The organism is Undibacterium sp. Ji83W (genome assembly GCF_049340385.1).
Classification (GTDB): Bacteria; Pseudomonadota; Gammaproteobacteria; order Burkholderiales; family Burkholderiaceae_D; genus Undibacterium.
In genome coordinates, this window is record NZ_JBMPOZ010000004.1 from 181538 (window position 1) to 200372 (window position 18835).

Below are 18835 nucleotides of genomic sequence, written 5' to 3' on the forward strand. Positions count from 1 at the left end.
AAAAAGTCCGTACAACATCCTCTTTTTGGAGACTACCATGATAAAAAAGCCCAGCACTTTATTACTGACGCTCATGCTCAGTGCCTGCCAACTCAGCAATGTTGCTGAACAAGATCCCGGCCATGTGACTGAGCAGCCCAGGCAAGCTGGCCCTGTCGAAGCTGATAATGATGTCACGGATATAAAAGACGGTAACAAGAATCCGGTCAGCAACGGTGCGACCACTGATGTGACCAAGTCTGCCCGTAAAGCCCTGCAGCCTGTAGTAGCAGCCGAATCCGCACCTGCTGCCGCTACCCGTGATAACACCGTGCGCAGCAAGGATTTACCGGCCCTGATCAATAACCATTTTGATGGCAATGCTGGCAGGCAGATGTTGATACAGGTAGACAAACCCCTCTACAAACCAGGCGAAACCATCTGGTTCAAGACCTGGGATTTGAAAACCAAAACCCTGGCCGCAGCAGACACGGCAGCCATCACGATAGAATTGATTTCTCCCAAGGGTAGCAGCGTATTGAGCAAGCGCCTGCAAGTCACGGCTGGCAGCGCTGCCAATGATTTCATTATCCCGCCAGAAGCGCAGGGTGGCGAATACACTTTGCGTGCCAGCACTGGGGAAGGGCAAAGAGTTGAGCGCAGCATCATAGTCTCGGCCTATGAAGCACCCCGCATGAAAAAGAAACTGGAATTCGTCAAAAAATCCTATGGTGCTGGCGACCAGGTCAGCGCCACCATAGAAGTCAAACGCCCAACGGGTGAGGCACTGGCGGGCAAGCAACTGGTTGCCATCGCCACGGTTGATGGTGTCGAGTTGCCGCGTGTAAAAGCCAGCACCAATGCCAGCGGTGATGCTCTGGTCAAATTTGATCTGCCCAAAAATATAGAATCGGGCGAAGGTTTGTTGACGATACTGGTGGAAGACGGTGGCATTACAGAATCGATTTCCAAATCCATCCCCATCTTGCAGAAAAAACTCTCGCTGGATTTCTTCCCTGAAGGTGGCAAGATGGTAGCAGGCTTGCCCAGCCGTCTGTATTTTGAAGCGAAGAACAAGCAGGGTAAACCGGCAGATATAGAGGGGCGTCTGGTCGATGATTTGGGCAATGCTGTTGCCCGCTTCGCTACTTATAAAAATGGTTTGGGCAGGATCAATTTCACCCCAGCCACTGGGCGCAGTTATCGCGCCGAGATCAGCAAGCCTGACACTGTCACTGAGACTTATGCCCTGCCGCTGGTAGAAGAAAAAGGCTGTGTCTTGCATAATTACGATGACCTGGATGGACAAGAAAAAGCCTTGCGCGTTGGTGTGCAATGTACGGACAAGCAAAAAGTCGTGGTGGCCGCTACCGTACGCGAAAACGTCTTTGATGTCGGTGCTATCGAAGCTGGCACTGACAAGCCTGCAGTCATTTACCTGAAAGCCAGGGATGCCGCAGTACAAAATGCTGCCGGTGTTGCCAGGGTCACGCTGTTTGATCAAAACCTCAATCCCTTGGCAGAACGGCTGGTGTTCCGCAACCGCCGCCAGCGTCTGGATGTCAAGGTGGAAACAGACAAAAAAACCTATGTACCGCGCGGCCAGGTCGCCTTGAATATCACGACCAAAGACAGTAGCGGCAAAGCGGTGCCTGCAGAACTGACGCTGGCAGTAGTGGACGACACGGTGATTTCTTTTGCCGACGACAAGAGTGCGCACCTGTTGTCGCGCCTGATGCTGGAAACAGAATTGCCAGGCAAGATAGAAGAGCCAAATTTTTATACTGACCTGACCGAAGAGAAAAGTGCACTGGCGCTGGACATGCTGATGGGCACGCACGGCTATCGTCGCTTTGACTGGGTGCCGGTGCTAAATGCTGATTTGTCAGTTGCTACAATTGCAGGCGGCAGGGTAAAGCATAAAGCTGGCATGCGCCCAGAGGTAGCGTTTATACAGCCAATGGCAGTACCACAAGTGGTCATGGCGCCAGTGCCAATGATGATGGCCCCAGCACCAGTGGAATTAAAAAAGATGGCAGCCGCCATGCCAGCAGCGAAGCCAGTCATTGCAGAAGATGCTGCCAAACCACACGCAGTCAAGGGCGAGATACTTGCGCGTCCCATCATCAAGGCTGACATGGCAAATGGCCTGGTCGCCGATGAAAAACTAATACCCGCTCAGGCCTTGAAGGAAATCGCTGTCGACAAGGATTTTGCCCGTGCTGCAGCTAGAGTGGCAGTGGAGGAGTTAGATGGCAGGCGGCAAACCTGGGCGGCAGTACGCGTCTTCCCTGTTCCTGCATTCAAGCCTGACTATGCTGGTCCGCGTGACGATTATCGCGAAACTGTCATGTGGGCACCAAAAGTACAAACTGACAAACAGGGCAAGGCAACGGTGAAATTTACCTTGTCTGATGCAGTGACATCTTTCCGCGTGTCTACCGAAGGTATCAGTGCCACTGGCGCTGGCCTGGCGGGGCGTGATGAGACTGTTATCAAATCTTCTTTGCCATTTTCTTTATCGGCCAAGCTGCCGCTGGAAATATCGGCAGGTGATAAACCATTGATCCCGGTAACACTCAGCAATGACAGTGAGCAAGCCCTGGATGTGACGCTGGATGCGAATTTTGGCAGCTTGCTGAAAGCGACAAATAGTAAAGGCAAGGACGACAAGCTGGCTGCAGGACAACGCAAGAGCATGTTCATTCCGCTGGAAGTGACAGGCATGCGTGGGCAATCTGAAGTGCAGTTGTCGGCCAGGGCATCAGGCTTGAAAGATGAAGTCTTGCGCAGCATACCGGTGGTGGCACCAGGCTTCCCGCAACTGGCAGAAAAATCTGGACAGATCAAGGGCCAGGCCAGTTATGAAGTTGATTTGAGCAAGGCCAGCAAAGGTAGCGTGCAAGCCAGCATCAAGGTGTATACCTCGTCGCTGTCGACCATGATATCTGGTCTGGAAGGCATGTTGCGCGAGCCTTATGGCTGCTTTGAACAAACTTCGTCCACCAACTATCCGAATGTAATGATCATGCAATATCTGAAACAGCATGATGTGGCAGACACTGCCTTGCTGGAACGCACAGGCAAATTGCTGGATAGTGGCTACAAGAAACTGACAGGTTTTGAATCACCGAAAAAAGGCTATGAATGGTTTGGCGGTGACCCGGGACATGAAGCACTGACAGCCTATGGTTTGCTGGAATTTGCCGACATGAAACCTATCTACGGTGATGTCGACAAAGCCATGATGACGCGCACCGCAGCATGGCTAAAATCCAGGCGTGATGGCAGTGGCGGTTATCAAAAAGACGCCAAGGCACTCGATACCTTTGGCCGCGCTGCCCCTGCTGTGACTGATGCCTATATCACCTGGGCACTGGTCAGTGCTGGTGAAACTGGTCTGGACAAAGAGATAGGCAAATCAGTCACCCTGGCTGAGAACACCCAGGATGCCTATCAACTGGCACTGGCAGTTGGCAGCATGCTGGAAGGCAATGGTAAAACAGTTGTAACAGAAAAAACCCGCAAGGCTGCAGTAGAAAAACTGGCGAATATGCAGGCTGCATCCGGCGCATGGACTAATGCTGATCACTCCATCACCCGTAGTGGCGGCAGTAATTTGCATGTAGAAACGACTTCGCTGGCAATACTGGCCATGCTGAAATCTGGTGACCATCTGGAGCAGGCACGCAAGGGTATCAACTGGCTGCAAAATAACCGCAGTGGCTTTGGTCAATGGGGTGCAACACAGGCTACTGTGCTGGCCTTGAAAGCCATGATCGCTTATGACAATGCCACCCGCGTTGCGCCCAAGCCTGGCAAGGTCAGCTTGCTGGTGGATGGTGTCGTGATCAGCGAGCAAAGCTATGAGGCAGGCCGTCGTGATGCGATTTTGTTCGCGGACTTTGACAAGGCGCTGGCACCAGGTAAACATACCATCACCCTGAAGTCGCAAAACACAGATGCCCTGCCTTACTCAATCGCTATTGAATATCGTACTACCGAGCCAGCATCATCTAAAACAGCAGTAGTTGATTTGCAAACCCATTTGGCCAAGTCTGAATTGAAAATGGGTGAAACCGTCAGACTGGATGCAGTCATCAGCAATAAAACGCAGACCGGTCAACCGATGAGCCTGGTGCGTCTGGGCTTGCCTGGTGGCCTGACTTTCCAGAACTGGCAGCTCAAGGAATTGCGTGAAAAAGGCCAGATCGCCTTCTTTGAAACCCGTGCCCGTGAGGTGATACTGTACTTCCGCGATATGAAGCCTGGTGAAGTCAAGAAACTGGGCATAGACCTGGTGGCAAGCGTACCTGGCAGCTATAGCGGCCCTGCATCATCCGCCTACCTGTACTACAACGATACGGACAAGACGTGGACCAGTCCACTGAACATCAATATCACTCCCTGAGCAATCTAAACAATAGCGGGGACAAGGTGCGGCACTTTTTGATCAGGAAATATGCTGAGGGGAAAGTGCTGTACCTGGCATTCATCTATAAACATTTACCGGCATGGCAGATCAGAAATTTTGTTGGTGACAGCGGGATTTCCGGTAAACTAGGGGACATGATCCCCCAACCTGACACTGATGAAGCTTTGATGCTGCTGTACTGCAAAGGCGACCTGCTCGCCTTCAAAGAGCTTTATCAGCGGCATAGTCATGGCTTATACCGTTTCATCAGCTGGCGTTCACCACGCCGCGAATGGGTCGATGAAATTGTGCAAGACAGCTGGGCAGCCCTGCATACGGCCAGAACCAGCTACACGCCTTTGTCGGGCTTTCGCACTTATCTTTACCAGATTGCCCGCAACCGCCTGATCGATTTATTACGGCAAAAAGAAAGCCAGCTCGTCCAGGAAAACGACGATACCGAGTTGAATGGCACTGCCGGTAATGCTGATATAGCTCATGACGGCTTGTCACCAGAAGCAGTGCTGGACAAGAAGCAGCAAAGCGACAGACTGCATGCGGCCATCCGGGTCTTGCCTAATGATCAGAAAGAAGCACTGGTCCTGCAGCAATTTAACGGACTCAGCCTGGAAGAAATTGCCATGGTGACTGCCGTGCCGGTGGAGACTGTCAAAAGCAGATTACGCTATGCGATGCAAAAACTACGCTCCCAATTACATAGCCAGACGAAGCAAGGTGAGCCAGCATGAGCGATAAAGAAATCAAGGATGGTAACAAGAATTTGGCGGATGTCGAATTCGAAGCCTTTTTACAAGGCGGAGATGAACTCGCGCTGTTGCTGCGAGACCTGCCACAAGATGCGCCATCGGCTGAACTGGATGCCGCTATCATGGCTGATGCTGAAGCGGCTTTGATTTTAGCTGCAGCGGCAACTACGCCAGTAGTTGCCGCTGCCAATGATGCGAAAAATCCTGATGCATCGCCCCATCGCCCTTCTTTCTTATGGCGCTGGAAAACCCCTCTCGGCCTGGCAGCCAGCATCATGCTTGCTGTTCCCTTATTCCTGTTGCAGCAAGAACATGAGGCAGAGATTGAAGCAAGGAATGGCACACAAACGGAAGAGAAAATCTTTTATCCGCAGAATGTAAAGAGTAAAGACATTGCAGAAGTACCGCCAGTCGCAATACCACAGGCAGCACCTATGCCTCAGGCAGAAGCTGTAGGCAAGATTGCGTCCAAAGATGATGCAATGGAGCCCCAGGCCAGGGCTGAGCGCAGGGTTGATGCAGAGATGAAACAAGCTCCCGTCGTCGTCGCGGCTGCACCTGCCAAAGCACCATCATACGCACCACCAGCGCCTGTCATTACCATACCACCTGCACCTGCAGCACCTGCGCCGGTACTGCTCGCCGAAGCTCCGCTACCAATGCCAAAAGCAGTTGCTGCTGGCATTGCCAATGAAAAAATGCCAGAGCTGGCGCGGCATGCAGAAGCAGAGCGCGCCAGGAATACAGAATCCCTCAAAATCGCCGCCAAGGAAGAGATGCCCAGGGAACTTGCCAAAGTGGCAGAAGTTGATGGCCGCCTGCAAGCTGCTGCTCCGCCCGCTACTATGGCTGCGCCACGAATGATGGCAAGGAGTGCAGCTGCTGCAACTTCTGCACCAGTTGCGGTGAATGCAACCGCAGCAGCTCCTGTTACACCTATGGCGACAACATCTGCCAAGCCAGCCATGGACAGCATGATGGCTGACAAGAAAGCTGATAAGAAGATTGATAAGGCGGCTGAAGTACAAGACAATAGCCAGGCTCGCCTGATTGTTGTACAGCCAGTTCAGACTCTTGCTGCCGTACCGCCTGCGCAACTACCAGATGCGCCAGACTGGCTAACAAAAATAGAAAAACTGCTCAAGGAAAAACAAAACCAGGAAGCGCTGGAAGAGTGGAAAAAATTCCGTACTACCTATCCAAATTTTGTCGTCGACAAATCCTTGCAAAAGAAAATCGACGCACTGCAAAAATAAAAAGGATCAATGGCAAAACCTCTACCATTGATCCTCATCTTCACCTGGGCGTATGTTCAGACCTGCTGAACGATATCCCTATCTGAAACAACTTACTGGCGAAAAGTGCTGGCCGGTATTGATACCGGGCCACTACCGCAGGCGGGTACATTGATGACACGGTTGGCACCCACTTCCCATGCCAGGGGTTTGACGCCCTGGGTAAGATACTTGTATTCATAGGTAGTACTGGCATTCAGGTTACGCGACACTGTCCACAAAGGCCAGAGATTGCCCGACAGCTTGGTGGCTGTTGCGGCATTCCAGTTACCCAGTTCTGCCCCGCTGCCAGTGACATACACATCCAGCCCTACCACCGTATTGTTATTGGTGACCTGGAAATTCACCTGTACCTGACAAGCACCTGCCAGCGTTTTTGCGCTGGCAGCAATGCTGTTGGCAGACACATTATTGGCATTGTCCAATGCTGCGACGACATAGCTGTAGGTGGTAGCTGGTGACAAACCGCTGTCAACAAAACTGGTGCTGGTGCTGAACACAGGGCTGCCACCATTGCGTGCAATGTTATAGCCCTTCATGCCGCTGCCGCCAGCATTGTCTGTAGCCGCACTCCAGCTCAGGTTGATGCTGCTACTGCTGGCGGCAGTTGCTGTCAGGCCGCCAGGAACAGATGGTGCGGTAGTGTCATTCGACGCTGCGCCCAGTTTCTGGTTGATGTGCAAAGCCACAGCCGGTACTGTGCTGCCGCCATTCGCAGGTATGCTGAGTGTGACCATGCCATTCGCCGCAACCACCACCGCATCTGCCGCACAAGCTGTCTTGCCTGCGTTGGCTACACCATGTACGACATTGCAGTAAGTACCTGCAGGCAGCAAGGTCTGGAAGCTTTGGTTCCATGCGCTGAACTCATTATTGATGGCGACAAAACCCTTGCTGCCACGATTAAAGGCAATCTGGTTGGCGCTGCCGCTGCTGAAGTTGTCAACGCCCTGCCCAGATGTCACCGCACGGAAAGCCACCATATTGGCAATGTCAGCCCAGCGATGAATGAAATCCCATTGCTGGTTAATCAGTGGATTGCCATTCGCATCAAAAGGGCTGGCTGCCGGGGCATCAGCATTGGTGTCAGTGAAGACAAAGCCGGAATGCACTTGCGCCTCACCATAAGGCCAGGCCAGCATGAAGATATTCGCCAGGTCATAGCGCTTGCTGCCCTGAGTATCATTCGTTGCACCACTGCGGTTACTGGCATTCATGGAATCGCCATTGCGCTCTGTATCCCAGTTATTCACAAATACCGTTGCCTTGTTGCTGTCAGTGAAGAAACCCCAGGTGCCACCCCAGTTGCCGGGCGTACCCATGATGCTGCGCATTTGTGAAATGCTGGCACCATTCAGGTTACGGAAAGTTTCCTTCATCGCCGTTGCATATTTGAATTCGTTGATAGTGCCTATGCCCAGGTAAGAATTGCGGTCTACCGTGCCATCGGTAATGATTTCTTGCGTGATCCATAAAGGCTCACCTGATGTCGTGGTATGCGTTACGCCGTTCACAATGCTTTGCAAATCACTCTGGCGTATATGCTTGGCTGCATCAAAGCGAAAGCCATCTATACCCATGCCTATCAGGCTGCTCAGATAATTTTGGATTTGTCCTTGCACATAGCTTGCACCCGTATCCAGATCGGGCAAACCCACCAGACGACATTGTGTGACGGCATTGCGATTATTGCTGTAATCACTACCCTGAATATCGCAGGCCGGATGAAAATCAGCGGCACTGAAACGCGGGTAACTGCTGGCTGCGACCCATGTTGCACCACCAGTAGAAGTACCGCTGCCCGCAGCCAGATGATTGACCACAATGTCGGCGTACACACGCACACCTGCTGCGTGACAGGTATTGATCATGGCCTGCAACTCTGCACCCGTGCCCATCTTGCTGCTCAGATTGGTGTAATCGACAGGCTGGTAAATATCCCACCAGTTACTGCCGCGATTGGCTGAACTTGGCGGCGAAATCTGCACACCGCCGTAGCCTTGCGGCCCCAGGAAATTGCTACATTCCTTTGCAATATCGGTCCACTTCCAGTGAAACATCTGCACTGAAGTGTCGCGCGGATTAAAGGCCAGTGCAGGCGCACTTGCAGCCATCATCGTCATGCCAGCCACACTACAAAAGAATGCTTTTTGTAGTGCGCCCCTGATACCGCTTCTGTTACCGCCTTTGCTACTTTCTTTGCTTATATTTTGATTCATATTGTCCCCTCACTTTTTGCAATGGCAAACTCAAACCCGGTGGATTTGAACTGCCCCAATTTCATGCAGGCCGATTCATGCATTACCTCAACAGCCCCAAACTCACCGCCTGTCTTATCCGGCGGTACCGTCAATGGCAATCCACGGTGGCAAAACCACCTTGCCTGCAAGGCATATCCAGACTCAGCGGCCTTTAGTGCCACATAAGTTTTTGATAAGCTTAAAAATTGTGCAGTAGTTTTAGTACAAAAACTATTAATATATAAATATATTCATGCTGTTGTGCAGCACAAAACTCTTAATAAATCAACGAATTTACTATGGTAAATTCTTGAATCATGCATATTTGCAGTTGTGAGTACGCAACAATGATAATTAAGTAATCTGACTACATTTAATTTTGTAGTTGAATTAAGACAGCAAACATGGACAACAGCCAGACGATGTCTATACATAAGAAGCCGAAAAATGTGCGCAAAACTTTTCGCGGAAATCAGGCATCAAAATCACCATACCGATTGGTGGCTCAGGAGGTAAATGAGATGGGATTGACACTCGATTTTCATAGTGCGACCTGGATCTGCAAGCGCTTCTGCACTTACCGCGCAACAAGCCCCATATTTGCATGCGTCGCAAAAAACATCATTTATTTGAATAAATTCGTCATGCCATGCTTGTTTTTATAAAAAAGCTGTGGCAAGATACGTACATCAACCAAGCAACACCACACTATTTAGGAATGATCGTGAAAACAACTTTGACACAACAACTGATACAAAACTTGCGCAAGACAGCGCGAGCTTTGGCGTCGGTTGCCAAAGTTGGCAGTGCAGCAGGCGGCACATGGAATAGCGATGAAGCCTCGTATCGCATGAATACAGATACACGCACAACTAAAGATACAGATAGTGAGATGTTCAATGATGTCAGCCCAATTAATTTTGCGGCCACATGGTTTAGCAACACAAGCATTCGAGGGGAAACCCTGAAGGTCACAGGCGGCAGTTAAAGCCACCAAGACCCTAGCGCTGAAAAGCCCGGATGCCCTGAAAAGCTCCGGGCTTTTTGATTTTTTGGTTTTGATTTTTATTTTAGATCTTTGATTTGCTTGCAGTATTCAAGGCAAACCACAGCAGTTAAACCCGCTAACGCGGTCGTGACCGGACAACACCGGATCATGAAAGCTCTTTAACAATTTGGGAAGTTCAAACAGTTTTATCCCAAGGGCAAATTTATTTGCTTTTGGGGTAAGGCTGAATACAAAAACTCGTTTCATCATTGAAGATGAAACACGTTTATATGCGGGTGTAGCTCAAAGGTAGAGCTGAAGCCTTCCAAGCTTACGGTAAGAGTTCGATTCTCTTCTCCCGCTCCATCATGAAAATGACTTTGTCATGATTCACGCAAAACCATCCGACAGTTTGTCGCAGAAATTTTGCACCAGTTTTTTGCTTGCATCTCTGATGAGGTTCTTTTCATGATGTCTTTGTCGTCTAAAGGTTAGGACAGCTGACTTTCTATCAGCGAATGGCGGTTCGATTCCGCTCAAGGACTCCAGTATCAACAGTTTTAAGGATGGTTGCCCGAACGGTAAGGGGTGCGGCTGTAACCCGCAAGCACGCTAGACGTAGGTGGTTCAATTCCATCACCATCCACCATTTTGTGTCTCAAGCTAACCAGGTGAAAGCGCCGTTTTGAAGAATCGGAGAGCGTGGACAGAACTCATCTCCTCAACGGGAGTGAGATGCGTTTGTCTCATAACGTGTGCTGGCAAGGCGGACGAGGCAGTCAATAGCGGTGCTATTGATAACGAGTCCAACGCAGTCCAGCACGCGTTATGAGACAAACCCTTCGGGAACTGACGATTTGGGCGCATTGCGGCGTTGTGCCCCTCGCTAAGGCATGAGCCTTAGCAGCGGGTCACGCCTTGCACTGCATCCCAAATCATCTTGTTCGCACTCACTCCCGTTGAGGAGATGAGTTCTAGCTACCACGGGGACGCACCATTTATTCGCAGTAAATAACATGGCATTTTCAAGCCATGTGCAATTGCTTTACAGATTACGGGGGTGTAGCTCAGTTGGGAGAGCGCCTGCTTTGCATGCAGTATGTCGTCGGTTCAATTCCGTCCACCTCCACCATTTTCTCATTTCAATTACAGGAGTAAATCATGAAACGAAAGACCAGGCATCGTCAGATGCCACACTTAATCATCTCACGGGATGTAGCTCAAAGGTAGAGCATCCGGCTTTTAACCGGACGGCGAGAGTTCGATTCTCTCTATCCCGACCAATGAAGAATGTCGCTTAAAGTGCAGTCACTTTACACGGTGTTTTAAACGATATTTTTTAAGATCAATTCCCCGATAGCTCAGTTGGCAGAGCGATGCACTGTTAATGCATCTGTCCCTGGTTCGAATCCAGGTCGAGGAGCCATAACGTCCCTTTAGCTCAGTGGGAGAGCAACCGGCTCATAACCGGTGGGTCGCTGGTTCAAAACCAGCAAGGGGCACCATTTTATCTTTACTTGCATAGCTCAATTGGTCAGAGCGTTGCCTTGATAAGGCAGAGGCTGATGGTTCAACTCCATCTGCAAGTACCAGCTTTTTTATGCATTTCATCAGCATGAAATGCTTAGCCATTATCTCAGTAGCTCAATTGGCAGAGTCGCGGTCTCCAAAACCGAAGGTTGCAGGTTCAAGTCCTGCCTGGGATGCCAAACATTTTTTCTCGCCTTAGCTCAGTTGGAAGAGCGCAACAATACGAATGTTGAGGCCGCAGGTTCGACCCCTGCAGGCGGGTCCAGTTTTACCGTGTGATCATGTGATCCTCACTACCTCACCAGTGGGATGTGCTGACGCACATGCGCGGTATTTTTTGAAGGAAGATTCGCATAATGGTATTGCACCGGGTTGCTAACCCGGCGGGCTTGCAAGAGCCTATGTGCGTTCGAGTCGCACATCTTCCGCCAGTTTTTTGCCTCATTAACTCAATGGTAGAGTGCCCGCCTGTCTAGCGGGTTGCCAGCGGTTCGATTCCGCTATGGGGCGCCAGTTTTGCCGGTTTAGCTCAGTTTGGTAGAGCAACTGATTTGTAATCAGTGGGTCGCGGGTTCGAATCCTGCAGCCGGCACCAGTTATAAAATGCCTTATGGATCAGTGTTATCCCAAGCGTGTTTTGCAACACTTGGAAATCCCATTAGAGTGCCTGGCATTGTTTAATCAATTGCTGAATTCGACCAGTAATGAGTTTCTTGGATGAAGGGGTTTCTAATACCTTGTCGTAGATAAGCTTTTTCCCAGCATTGGTCGCTACAAATTGGTCATTTCTTTTAATATCGGCATCATCAAATCTTGGCATTGGTTCTGGAGGTGTCACCCCGACAACCACATATATCTGTAATAAAGCGTATTTAGCTGACTTGCGTCCAACAGCACTGCTGTAAAACGCCTCTGCTTCTTTTCTCTCTTCGGCATTGAACTCCTGCTCAAAGAGTGCATGAAACACAGGAATAAATTCATCTTTTTTAAGAGCATTGGCACAGTTTACTACCTGCTCATTTGTTTTCCCTAGTTGATATCCGTGACGAACCGATAGTTGCATACCAATTAATGCTGATTCCGCAAATAATGACTCAGTCGCGGATTCTATTTTTGATTCAGCCGCAACAACGATTTCTGAGAGACACACAAGGGTGATTGCGATAAGAGCTGTGATATGGCGCATATATGATTGAATTTCAATGTAGCGAGAATTGGCAGGGCTATGTTTTCGTTCTAATCACTGTTTTAACACATTCATATTAAAAATAAGAGCTATTTGAGCAAATTCCGCTAACTTGGCGCCTGATGCGCCAGTCTTGAATATCATCAAGTGGATGAGTATTCGATAATTGGCTATTTTTGTTTCACTGTCGGTGTATCCAGCTATTACAACCGGCACCAGTCATGGAAGCGTGGCAGAGTGGTAATGCAACTGTCTTGAAAACAGTAGGCCTGCAAGGGTCCGTGAGTTCGAATCTCACCGCTTCCTCCACATCAATATGCGTCAGTAGCTCAAAGGATAGAGCCCCGGTCTTCTACACCGACTGTTGCGGGTTGTAGTGGACTGTAACAGTGAAAAGCGAAGTGCCTGCCATGCGCGCGCCGACCATGGCGGCGTTGCAAATACTCGCGATAGCCCCGCTATCGCTGTGTTTTGCGCCTTGCCCTGGTTCGCCGGGCGCATGTCCTTCACTTTCGCTTTCACTATTACAGTCCACTGATCCCGCCTGACGCACCATTTTTGATCGCCACACACAGACCCGTTTCGGCCTTGCCGATTCGTGGCGGTCACCCCATCCTCAACATCCATTCAGATTCGAGATTTAGCTCAGTTGGCAGAGCATTCGCTTCATATGCGAGCGGTCGCTGGTTCAAATCCAGCAATCTCGACCACTATCCCATATTTACCAATCCCCTCTTCGCTCTATTCAAATACAATTGCTGTCGTCTTAAAATGCGCATACAAAAATAAAAAGGAACTCTCATGAGAAAATTAGTCACTATCAGAACCGTCAGCAATATCAGGCCCATCCCTGATGCAGATGCCATAGAATGCGCGAGCGTGGATGGCTGGTCTGTGGTCGTCAAGAAAAATGAATTCCAGGTTGGCGATGCCTGTGTCTATTTTGAGATCGATTCCTTCCTGCCTTTGAGCGATACACGTTTTGCTTTCCTCGAAAAAAACAAAATCATCTGGAATGAAAAAACCGGAATAAGGCTGCGTACCATTAAACTGCGCGGACAGATTTCACAAGGCATGATACTGCCGCTAAATCAGTTTCCAGAATTGGCTGAGCCTGGCAACGCTGAGGACGCAGATTTTAGCCAGGTACTGGGCATAGAAAAATGGGAGCCAGTCATTCCAGCCTCACTGTCTGGTGAAGTGGAAGGCGCTTTTCCTGAATACATACGCAAGACCGATCAGGAGCGTGTACAGAATCTGACTGAAGTCTTGAGTACTCAGGCGCACGAAGAATTTGAAGTCACCATCAAGCTCGATGGTTCCAGCATGACAGTGTTTCATAATGCAGGCGTATCTGGAGTTTGCGGCAGAAACTGGTGGATCAGGGAATCTGAGTCCAATAGTCTATGGCGTGTGGCAAAGCAAAATCAAATACTGTCTGCACTGCTTGCTTATGGCCGCAATCTGGCACTGCAAGGGGAAATCATAGGTGAAGGTATACAGGGTAACCCTGAGAAGTTGCGTGGCCAGGATTTTTACCTGTTCGACATATTTGATATCGATGCCAGCAGGTATCTGGGCAGAGCAGAACGTCAGCAAGTACTGACAGAGCTGCGAGCGCTGGGTGCTACTGTGCATGAAGTACCCTGGCTGGAAAACATGACACTGGAACGCTTTGCTGGCGATGTGAGTACAGTGCTTGACTATGCTGAGGGCGGTTCACTGAACCCGGCTACAGCCAGGGAAGGCGTGGTCTTCAAGCGTCTGGATGGTAGCATGTCGTTCAAGGCGATTTCAAATACATATTTGCTGAAACACGGAGACAGGTAGGAAAATCATGGGTGGAAATGCATTAAAGGCTGTATCAGTTCGTTTGCCAGCCGTACGATATCGCGAAGTGGAACGTGAAGCTGTGACGACATTGCAGCAGCACTTTCCACAGCGCCGTATCGAAGCTGTCATGGCTTATGCTGACAAGGCTGATTTTGGTGATCTTGATATCCTGATCGAAGCTGACAATGATTATAATTCAAGGCAATTTGCTGATGCGCTGCAGGCGACAGAAGTTGTCGCCAATGGTGATGTCACCAGTATAGGCCTGGCGATAGCAGAAGGTGTATTCCAGCTTGATCTGATCAGGACAGAATCTGACTCATTTGATTTTGCTTCACGCTATTTTGGCTTGAATGACTTTGGTAACCTGATAGGCCGTATCGCGCATAAATTTGGGGCCAAATTTGGTCATCTGGGCTTGCTGTATCCCATGCGCGACCCAGACAATAAAGATCATCTGATTGCCGAGTTGTGCATTACGCGAGACTTTGGCGCAGCCTTGAAACTGCTGGGTTACGATGCGCCGCTGTATGAGGACATGCGTGCGACAGGGCAATTCAAAACCCTGGAAGATATTTTTCGCTATGTTGTCTCTTCACCCTATGTGAACCGCGAAATCTATCTGCTGGATAACCGCAATCACAAGGCCAGGATACGCGACGCGAAACGGGCGACTTACAATGCTTTCTTGTTATGGCTGGATGAGCAGGATGCAGTGCAATTGCCAACCTACGCATGGGCAGAAAGTGGCACGCTTGCGCGACTAGAGCAAAAGCAGGCATTTCTGGAAATGGCTTTTACCCGCTTCCCGGATTTCAAGCTTGCTCATGAGCAGGCGCTGGCAAAATACGCCCGTAAAAAACAGGTGAAACAACAATTCAACGGTGCACTGGTTGCTGAAATTACCGGCTTATCTGGAAAACAACTTGGTGAATTGATGGCGCAGATACGCAATTCATTTGCGGATGAAACCAGCTTTGAAAACTTTTTTCTCGGTACTGATACTGAAGTAATCAAAGCCAGGTTCTTGCAAGAAGCGGCAGCACTCTCATCGTCATGAACTTCCCAAACAGAGCTATCTACAAAACTAAGGTATCACCAATCCATCCATCCTGACTACTTCAAAACTGCTGCCCTTGACACTGCCCAGTTCTGACACCAGTTTATCGTTATTCCAGCGTGCATCTGGTGCGCCGCTGATATACCAGTTGGAACCATTGTCGGCCACCAGCATGCCATAGGTTTTCATGGCTTGCAGGATGGCTTTGCTTTCATTCGAAAAATTCGCTGGTATCTGGTAACTGGCTTTCAGGCGTACGCGCATGCCCATGGGTGGCAGGGTATTGCTGGTGTTTGATGAAGCGTAGTGAGTCGCTGGTGGTACATAGGCGCGGCGTGTGCGGCTGACCGTAAAACGGAAGGCGTGACGTATGACACCGCTGGCAGCTTCTTCATAACGTACCAGGCCAGGGAAGATGGGCAAGCCTGCGGCATCGGCACTGGTCCAGCCTGGTTTGCCACCTGGCCTGACTGTATTGGATGTCAGATCAAATATGGCACCGCCACTGACTTTCCAGCTGCCACCTGTTTGTGGATAAGCATTGCCAACTTCATACAAGCGGTTGACATCGCGGTCTATGACCAGCACATGGCGATCGCCATCAAAGCTGCCGCCATTGGCTTTTTGCCCTTCTATAGGTGCATTGGCTGGTATGGGATAAGGGCCGGGGTCGCTTTCATCGCCATAATCAGTAAATTGCACACTGACCTTGGGCTGGCTGCCAGCGACCACGACATAAGGTATGCCTATGGGTGCACCGTCATACAGGCCAGCGCCAAAATCAGGGTGCAGGCCTGTGCCCAGGCCTATGCTGCTGATCAGCGCATCGGATGCTGGATCAACTGCAGCACTGGATATGTCGATATTCCAGGCATTACCGGCAGGGAAAGGCAGGCTGCCGTTCAAATTGGCACCGGCACCCAGGTCAGCCTTGCGCAAATCGCCATACACTGCATTGCCTGCCGTGTTACCTGTACCTGCGCTATTCACAGTCACCGTGACTGTGGCGCTGACATTACACGTTGTACTGCAGGCAGAATTGCTGGCTGTCAGCGTATAAGTCGTGGTCGCAGCCGGATTGACCGCAAGACTGTTGCCAGTAAGCGTAGTACCATTCACCGTCAGGCTGGTGGCACCAGTGACTGTCCAGCTCAGCTGCGTACTTGACCCGGCATTGATGCTGGCAGGATTGGCGCTAAAGCTATTGATCACTGGCGCAGTAGCAGTAGTGGTTCCTGTGGTGCCGCCACTACCAGTGGTACCGGTAGTCGTAGTGCCGGTTGTACCAGTCGTGCCCGTATTGACAGGCGCAGAACCGCCTCCACCGCCGCAAGCAACCAGGGTCAGTATCAGTGCGACGGCAGATAGTTCTTTTAAAGGATTTGGGTACATGATTTTATTCTTGGCATACGGCATGGGAAAATCAGACTAGTCTTGAAATCCTGGGCCGACAATACGAATTGCATTTCCTTACAAATTGCCAGACTGAAAACATGTATCATTTTTTGCAAAACCATTATCAAAGATCATCATGAACACGACTACCCTGCCATTGGAAGAACAAGAACATCCGATAGACCCGTCGATACGCGCAGAGATCAATGCGACCTTGCAACGCATAGAAGAAATGCATGATGTCAAAGTCTTGTTTGCCTGCGAATCAGGCAGCCGTGGCTGGGGCTTTGCTTCGCCAGACAGTGATTATGATGTGCGCTTTATCTATGCTAACAAGCTCGATTGGTATCTGACCGTCTTCCCTGGTCGCGATGTCATCGAATTGCCAGTCAATGAAATCTATGATGTCAGCGGCTGGGACTTGCGCAAGGCCCTGGGCTTGCTGCGCAATGGCAATGCGACGCTGATAGAGTGGCTGTCTTCACCGGTAGTGTATGCGGCTGATACTGTCTTCCTGCAAGCCTTGCAGGCAGCAGCAAGAGAAGTGCACAGGCCGGAAAGGGCTTACTACCATTACCTGCACATGGCCAGCAAAAACTATCGCGAGCATTTGCAGGGTGAAATGGTCAAGCTGAAAAAATACCTGTATGTATTGCGTCCCTTGCTGGCTTGTTTGTGGATAGAACAAGACCTGGGTCCTGTGCCCATGCGTTTTCAGGACATGGTGGATGCGACCATTGAAGATCAGGAATTACTGGCAGCGATAGCAAAATTATTGTTCATTAAAAGACGCGCCAAGGAATCAGAATTATCTGTACCCATGCCTGTCATCAACCGCTTTATCGAAAGCCAGCTGGAAAGGCTGGACAGTGTCAGGACCAGTAGCACTGGCGATATGGATTTCTCTGTGCTTGACCGGCTTTTGCTTGATACGGTGATGAAAAAGACTGCGTAAATTTGTAGGGTGCGCGGTGCGCACGGCGCACCCCACCAGACGCAGACTGGCGTTAAAATAACTGGCACAAGTAGCTTAATTAACTTTGCAACAATCGTAAGAAAATTGAGCCTGCCAACAGAGAATCGCAATTTCAACCATAATGGTTTTCTCTCCATTTGAAATTGCAGGCTCATGTCTTCTTCATATCCCTTATCCATACTTGATCTGTCACCGATTGCCGAAGGCAGTGATGCCGCGCAGTCTTTCCGCAACTCCCTCAGCCTGGCTCAGCATGGCGAAAGCTGGGGCTACCAGCGCTACTGGCTGGCAGAACACCATGGCATGCCTGGCATTGCCAGTGCTGCCACTTCAGTACTGATAGGCCATATCGCTGGCGGCACCAAAAGCATACGCGTGGGGGCTGGCGGCATCATGCTGCCGAATCATTCGCCACTCGTCATCGCGGAACAATTTGGCACGCTGGAATCGCTCTACCCTGGCCGCATAGACCTGGGTCTGGGGCGTGCGCCGGGCTCAGACCAGCGTACTGCCCGTGCGCTGCGCCGTAACCTCTCCAGCGATGCAGATGAGTTCCCGCAGGATGTGGCTGAACTGATGGATTACCTCAGTGAAGATTCACAGCAGGCAGTACGCGCCGTACCTGGTCACGGTTTAAAAGTGCCGATCTGGATCTTGGGTTCCAGCCTGTTTGGCGCACAACTGGCGGCAGCCATGGGCTTGCCGTATGCGTTTGCCTCACATTTTGCACCCCAGCAAATGATGCAGGCGATAGAAATTTATCGTGCCACTTTCCGCCCCTCTGCGCAATTGGACAAACCCTACGTCATGCTGGGCTTTAATGTATTTGCGGCTGATACGGATGATGAAGCCTATTATCTGGCCAGCTCTGCCCAGCAGGCTTTCATCAATTTACGCAGTGGCCGCCCGGCAAAACTGCCTTTGCCTGTACATAACTTTTTGCAAAAAATCGGCCCGCAAGAACATGCCTTGCTGGAACAGGTCTTGTCTTGCTCCGCCATCGGTGCGCCGGACACTATCGCAAAAAAAATGCAGGCGTTCATAGAACATACAGGCGCGGATGAATTAATGATTACTGCACAAGTCCACAATCATGCTGCGCGCCTGCATTCTTATGAAATTGCTGCGCAAGTGAGCAAAAGCCTGCCACCTCGCACTTTGAAAATATAAAT

At 50.3% G+C, this 18835-nt stretch carries 11 protein-coding genes and 16 tRNA genes; 24 read left to right on the forward strand and 3 right to left on the reverse strand.

All coding sequences use genetic code 11. The annotated features are described in order from the left end of the window. The first annotated feature begins 37 nt into the window (after window positions 1–37). The 3 genes from ACO0LD_RS09830 to ACO0LD_RS09840 are packed head-to-tail and all read left to right on the forward strand — an operon-like array spanning window position 38 to window position 6416. Window positions 38–4390: an MG2 domain-containing protein gene (locus ACO0LD_RS09830; protein ID WP_423006203.1), complete on the forward strand. Its 4353-nt coding sequence runs from the start codon at window positions 38–40 to the stop codon at window positions 4388–4390. Continuing rightward, complete coding sequence (locus ACO0LD_RS09835; RefSeq protein WP_423006205.1) at window positions 4354–5142, forward strand: sigma-70 family RNA polymerase sigma factor; 789 nt, start codon at window positions 4354–4356, stop codon at window positions 5140–5142. Before ACO0LD_RS09830 ends, ACO0LD_RS09835 begins: the two co-directional genes overlap by 37 nt. After that, window positions 5139–6416 carry a hypothetical protein gene (locus ACO0LD_RS09840; protein ID WP_423006207.1) on the forward strand — a complete coding sequence of 426 codons (1278 nt, stop codon included), beginning with the start codon at window positions 5139–5141 and terminating at the stop codon, window positions 6414–6416. The genes ACO0LD_RS09835 and ACO0LD_RS09840 overlap by 4 nt, the downstream gene beginning before the upstream one ends. Before the next feature lie 92 nt (window positions 6417–6508). Here the strand turns inward: ACO0LD_RS09840 and ACO0LD_RS09845 are convergent, their stop codons facing one another. Beyond that, window positions 6509–8674 (reverse strand): carbohydrate-binding module family 20 domain-containing protein, encoded by a 2166-nt coding sequence (locus ACO0LD_RS09845; protein ID WP_423006209.1) that lies wholly within the window; start codon window positions 8672–8674, stop codon window positions 6509–6511. Window positions 8675–9419: 745 nt separating this feature from the next. On the opposite strand from ACO0LD_RS09845, the gene ACO0LD_RS09850 reads away from it, so the two are divergent. The 14 genes from ACO0LD_RS09850 (at window position 9420) to ACO0LD_RS09915 (ending at window position 11808) form a co-directional block, all read left to right on the forward strand. Beyond that, window positions 9420–9683, forward strand: coding sequence for a hypothetical protein (locus ACO0LD_RS09850; protein WP_423006211.1), 264 nt, complete (start codon window positions 9420–9422; stop codon window positions 9681–9683). Window positions 9684–9975: 292 nt separating this feature from the next. Then, window positions 9976–10049 (forward strand) — tRNA-Gly (locus ACO0LD_RS09855). Between the two features lie 107 nt (window positions 10050–10156). Beyond that, window positions 10157–10231 (forward strand) — tRNA-Glu (locus ACO0LD_RS09860). A gap of 16 nt (window positions 10232–10247) precedes the next feature. Next, a tRNA-Tyr gene (locus ACO0LD_RS09865) sits at window positions 10248–10332 on the forward strand. A gap of 407 nt (window positions 10333–10739) precedes the next feature. Further along, window positions 10740–10815: transfer RNA gene (locus tag ACO0LD_RS09870), tRNA-Ala, on the forward strand. A 77-nt stretch (window positions 10816–10892) separates the two neighbouring features. Continuing rightward, window positions 10893–10966: transfer RNA gene (locus tag ACO0LD_RS09875), tRNA-Lys, on the forward strand. A 67-nt stretch (window positions 10967–11033) separates the two neighbouring features. Further along, window positions 11034–11109 (forward strand) — tRNA-Asn (locus tag ACO0LD_RS09880). 4 nt (window positions 11110–11113) lie between these two features. Further along, window positions 11114–11188: transfer RNA gene (locus tag ACO0LD_RS09885), tRNA-Ile, on the forward strand. A gap of 10 nt (window positions 11189–11198) precedes the next feature. Further along, window positions 11199–11275 (forward strand) — tRNA-Ile (locus tag ACO0LD_RS09890). A 41-nt stretch (window positions 11276–11316) separates the two neighbouring features. Beyond that, window positions 11317–11392: transfer RNA gene (locus tag ACO0LD_RS09895), tRNA-Trp, on the forward strand. 10 nt (window positions 11393–11402) lie between these two features. Then, window positions 11403–11478, forward strand: a tRNA-Arg gene (locus ACO0LD_RS09900). Window positions 11479–11555: 77 nt separating this feature from the next. Continuing rightward, window positions 11556–11644 (forward strand) — tRNA-Ser (locus tag ACO0LD_RS09905). Between the two features lie 7 nt (window positions 11645–11651). Continuing rightward, a tRNA-Asp gene (locus tag ACO0LD_RS09910) sits at window positions 11652–11726 on the forward strand. 5 nt (window positions 11727–11731) lie between these two features. Beyond that, a tRNA-Thr gene (locus tag ACO0LD_RS09915) sits at window positions 11732–11808 on the forward strand. 63 nt (window positions 11809–11871) lie between these two features. Here ACO0LD_RS09915 and ACO0LD_RS09920 read toward each other — a convergent pair. Beyond that, on the reverse strand, window positions 11872–12399 hold the full coding sequence (locus ACO0LD_RS09920) for a DUF2059 domain-containing protein (protein ID WP_423006213.1): 528 nt from the start codon (window positions 12397–12399) through the stop codon (window positions 11872–11874). Window positions 12400–12622: 223 nt separating this feature from the next. Between ACO0LD_RS09920 and ACO0LD_RS09925 the strand changes: the two genes are divergently transcribed. From ACO0LD_RS09925 to ACO0LD_RS09945, 5 genes are all read left to right on the forward strand, one after another. Continuing rightward, window positions 12623–12708 (forward strand) — tRNA-Ser (locus ACO0LD_RS09925). Between the two features lie 9 nt (window positions 12709–12717). Then, a tRNA-Arg gene (locus ACO0LD_RS09930) sits at window positions 12718–12954 on the forward strand. A 79-nt stretch (window positions 12955–13033) separates the two neighbouring features. Continuing rightward, window positions 13034–13109: transfer RNA gene (locus tag ACO0LD_RS09935), tRNA-Met, on the forward strand. A 91-nt stretch (window positions 13110–13200) separates the two neighbouring features. Then, window positions 13201–14229: an RNA ligase (ATP) gene (locus ACO0LD_RS09940; RefSeq protein WP_423006215.1), complete on the forward strand. Its 1029-nt coding sequence runs from the start codon at window positions 13201–13203 to the stop codon at window positions 14227–14229. A 7-nt stretch (window positions 14230–14236) separates the two neighbouring features. Then, on the forward strand, window positions 14237–15292 hold the full coding sequence (locus tag ACO0LD_RS09945) for a hypothetical protein (RefSeq protein WP_423006217.1): 1056 nt from the start codon (window positions 14237–14239) through the stop codon (window positions 15290–15292). 27 nt (window positions 15293–15319) lie between these two features. Here ACO0LD_RS09945 and ACO0LD_RS09950 read toward each other — a convergent pair whose 3' ends face one another. Then, entirely contained in the window at window positions 15320–16684 is a 1365-nt protein-coding gene (locus ACO0LD_RS09950) for a hypothetical protein (RefSeq protein WP_423006219.1), read from the reverse strand. Between the two features lie 139 nt (window positions 16685–16823). Here ACO0LD_RS09950 and ACO0LD_RS09955 point away from each other — a divergent pair, with 139 nt between their 5' ends. Both ACO0LD_RS09955 and ACO0LD_RS09960 read left to right on the forward strand, forming a co-directional pair. Further along, window positions 16824–17642, forward strand: coding sequence for a nucleotidyltransferase domain-containing protein (locus tag ACO0LD_RS09955; protein ID WP_423006221.1), 819 nt, complete (start codon window positions 16824–16826; stop codon window positions 17640–17642). Between the two features lie 174 nt (window positions 17643–17816). After that, entirely contained in the window at window positions 17817–18833 is a 1017-nt protein-coding gene (locus ACO0LD_RS09960) for an LLM class flavin-dependent oxidoreductase (RefSeq protein WP_423006223.1), read from the forward strand. Window positions 18834–18835: the final 2 nt, after the last annotated feature.